This window comes from Tenacibaculum sp. MEBiC06402 (assembly GCF_049239625.1).
Classification (GTDB): Bacteria; Bacteroidota; Bacteroidia; order Flavobacteriales; family Flavobacteriaceae; genus Polaribacter.
The window spans coordinates 1-2110 of record NZ_JBMKKT010000073.1 but is presented as its reverse complement, the minus strand read 5'-3'; the positions used below and the strand labels follow the sequence as shown (position 1 = coordinate 2110).

3 protein-coding genes are annotated in these 2110 nt (G+C 28.9%); all 3 read right to left on the bottom strand.

All coding sequences use genetic code 11. From position 1 onward, the window contains the following. Positions 1–191: 191 nt before the first annotated feature. Positions 192–599 carry a hypothetical protein gene (locus ACOSP6_RS01165; RefSeq protein ID WP_422092334.1) on the bottom strand — a complete coding sequence of 136 codons (408 nt, stop codon included), beginning with the start codon at positions 597–599 and terminating at the stop codon, positions 192–194. A 230-nt stretch (positions 600–829) separates the two neighbouring features. Next, a complete protein-coding gene (locus ACOSP6_RS01160; RefSeq protein ID WP_422092333.1) occupies positions 830–1279 on the bottom strand; it encodes an ExbD/TolR family protein in 450 nt (149 codons plus the stop codon). Positions 1280–1426: 147 nt separating this feature from the next. Beyond that, the gene (locus tag ACOSP6_RS01155) at positions 1427–2029 is read right to left on the bottom strand and encodes a YIP1 family protein (protein ID WP_422092332.1); all 603 of its coding nucleotides are present in this window, start codon (positions 2027–2029) and stop codon (positions 1427–1429) included. Between the last annotated feature and the right edge of the window lie 81 nt (positions 2030–2110).

The following is a 2110-nucleotide window of genomic DNA, read 5'->3' as shown; positions in this document are numbered from 1 at the left end:
TAAATATGTCATTTTATTCATTTCGTTCAAGAGCTTCTCGGTATTGCACACAACGTATTTGTGTATGATTTTTTGCGGGAAAAGGACGCGAGTCGTTTTCCGTTGATGTGGAAAGATAATTAATAAGATTGAATTTCCGGTGAGGAAATTCAGCCGCAATTAATTATACACGTTGTTGTACACTGTTATTTCTATTCAGTGGGATTTTTAAATTCAGGTTTAAGTTCAACGGATAAATCCGAAAAGATAATTGCATTCAGGTCCGTTTTTAAGCTCCAAAGTGTTTCAGTCATAAACACATCCAAATCATTTGGAATTTCCATTTTGCTCTCTTGGAATTGTTTTATAAGCACATTTAAATATTCAGAGATTGTTCTTTTTCCATCTGCGTCTAGAAACATTTCTTGAAACCAATATTCCATCGTAGTCGCTATGATTTTTCCGTTTTCATCTTTTTCTAATAATGCAACTTGATCTTGTTTAATCCAAGTCCATTTTTTTGTTCTTGAAAAGTACTTGTCTTTGAACTCATAAGATTTTATAAATTCAAATTCAGGTATAGTTTTCTTTTTCTTTAAGAATCTATTTAATATTCCCATTTTTTAGTTCAGTTTGGTAATTGTGTACAACGGCTTCGGCTATGATTAGTGCAGGAATAGGGAAGCGGAGGCTTTCCGATTTAGCACTAAGACCAAGCATTTTGTTTGCTTTTATTTTTTCTTATTCAAAAGTCAAATCAAAATGATTTGACGACTTTATAAAAATACACTAACTTTTGGATTAAACACCTAACCTTGCATTAATTATAGCCAATGTTAGGCAAAGTATTTTATTCTCTATCAATTATTCTCATAGGATATGTCTTTTGGATTTCAACCAATTCTTTATCCGTTAGATTCTTTAAATTCGAGTTATATTTTTTCCTTGCTAAGGATTCTCTTAAGGATTTTATTTCACCTGTTATTGCATTTTGAATATCTACATAAAAGCCATAATCAACAAGTTTGTTCGTTTCGAAAATGATTATTGATTTAGATTTTTTTTCATATTCAAAATTTTTAATTTTCTTTTTTAACGAGTTAATATCAACTTTCTTTTTGTTTACGTAAATCTGATTATCAGAATCAATATAAACCTCAATAGCATCGTTTAAATCATATTCTGTATTCTCTTTTTTATTTTCAGTCAAAGTTTTTGGAAGTCCTTTCTTATCAATTTGTGCTTGACACGAAACAATTAAAATTCCAATACTTAAAAGTGTAAGTATATTTTTTTTCATATTTTGCCTAACGTTTTGGTATAAGCTTTGTTGCGTTGATTTTAGCCTAAAAGTAAGTAAAAATTAAACAACTTTGTGCCTGCGTATTTTTCCGAAGGAAAAATTTAGCAGCAATAAAGTTTATACGGTGTTAGGCACTGTATTTTTTCATAAATATGGATATATTAAGAAGTAATAAATTCCTCCAAATATTCCAGCACCTGTTAAATAATTCAAAATTGTTTTTAAACCATTCAATTCTTGAGTAACTTTCAACCCTTTGTAAATTAATATTAATTGCCAAATTCCTAAAACTGCTTGTACAAGAGAAAAAATTCCGACTAATAACACAAGAATAATTGCAATAGTAGATTCAATTTCCGTTGTCAAAATTCTTGCGATTAAGACATTGACAATTATAAGATATACAGAAAAAGTAGATGGTAGGTAAGACCAACTTAAAGTATTATATATTTTTTTCAAGTCATTTTTACCTCCAAATACTTTTCCAGTTAATTTAATGAAAATCCCAACACTAAAATTTGAGATTAAGCCATAGATTATTCCAATTAGTAACATTCCAAGAATCGAAGCAATTGTATGCTCAAAACTTTCAATTTTTATTAGTCCTTTTGATTTCATTAAATAATAAATGAAAATGAAACCATTAGAACTAAAAAGCAATGAAACTTTAAACCAATTAATCTTTTCAGATTGAATTAATTCAAAAGTTTCTGTAGGTCTTTTCCAAAATGCAATTAGTCTATTCATATATTGTGCCTAACGTATTTGTGTATGATTTTTTGCGGGAAAAGGACGCGAGTCGTTTTCCGATGTTGCGGAAAGATAATT